Source organism: Paraburkholderia sp. RL17-373-BIF-A (assembly GCF_046030175.1).
Taxonomy (GTDB): Bacteria; Pseudomonadota; Gammaproteobacteria; order Burkholderiales; family Burkholderiaceae; genus Paraburkholderia.
Genome location: NZ_JARESO010000296.1, coordinates 1 through 1,006, shown reverse-complemented (window position 1 = coordinate 1,006; position 1,006 = coordinate 1). Strand labels below are relative to the sequence as shown.

2 protein-coding genes are annotated in these 1,006 nt (G+C 57.4%); one reads left to right on the top strand and one right to left on the bottom strand.

The annotated features are described in order from the left end of the window. On the top strand, positions 1-286 hold a 286-nt coding region (locus P0D80_RS50460; protein ID WP_408296326.1), incomplete at its 5' end, for a hypothetical protein. 378 nt (positions 287-664) lie between these two features. Here P0D80_RS50460 and P0D80_RS50455 read toward each other — a convergent pair. Next, a partial coding sequence (locus P0D80_RS50455) for a cytochrome b/b6 domain-containing protein (RefSeq protein WP_408296323.1) occupies positions 665-1,006 on the bottom strand: 342 nt, incomplete at its 5' end.

The window sequence follows — 1,006 nt, the reverse complement described above, 5'->3', positions numbered from 1 at the left end:
ATCGACGGAAGCGACGCTGACGACACTAACGACGCAAATCAACGCGTTTGTGCGCGAAGGCACCCTCGATAGCCGTTGCGCAGCGAAGCTGGTCAAGCGCCTGAAAAGGGAGGCTGACATGATTTCGGAAAGCGGCAGGTCAAGCAAGCCCGAACGAAAGAAACTGAATATCGCCTTCGTCGAAATCGAGGACGCGCTCCGCGATCATGATGCCGGCCTGCTGGTGATAGCCAACGCGGCTTTGCGCGCGGCCGATGACGCGGTCGATGTCAGGACGCGCCGATAGATAGTTCCAGAAGGTAAGGGAGGTGCGGGGTTATGCGGTCAAGGAAAACCTCCTGCAACATCGATTTCGCGTAAGGACAGCCTGTGATGCGGCTCTCTGTTCCAATATGAAACTGAAGAGGTGTCGCGTCGACCGGTTGAATCTGCCGTTCAGCTTCCATCGAACTACCTGTTCTTCGCTTCCCAACTGGTGTTGTTGCGATTGGTATTCATCCTCATGAAGCTCGACTGGGCACATCTTTTGAACGAGCATAGGTTCCGTTTCAGGCGGCAGCAAAAAACGAGCCGGAAACTGGCGGACTTGAGCGCCGGATCGGACCTGCAACCAATGGCGAACCTTGGAGACACTTCCAGGCGAACATGCCCAACTGCAAAGTTTTTAATCTTTGCGTTTTCGGCCGGTAAGCATCGCGCTGACCAGATTCTCCCGGTGACGCCAGCTTGCCAGCAAAACGCCTCCAACATGAACTGCGACACACACCAGCACTGCGTTGGCGCATGCCCCGTGTAGAGTTTCCAGCGCGTCGGAACCCCAGAATGTATTGGTCGTCAGCAACCATCCAGTCACGCCCGTCGCGGTGAGTAGCACAAGAAGGGCAATGATCATTGCCCCACCCGCGGGGTTATGCCCGAGATACCGCCGCTCGCGTCCCGCCGCCATGGCTCTCGCGTATTCCGCAAAAGCGCGCGGCGTCGGTACGAAGTTGGCGAAGCGGGCGTG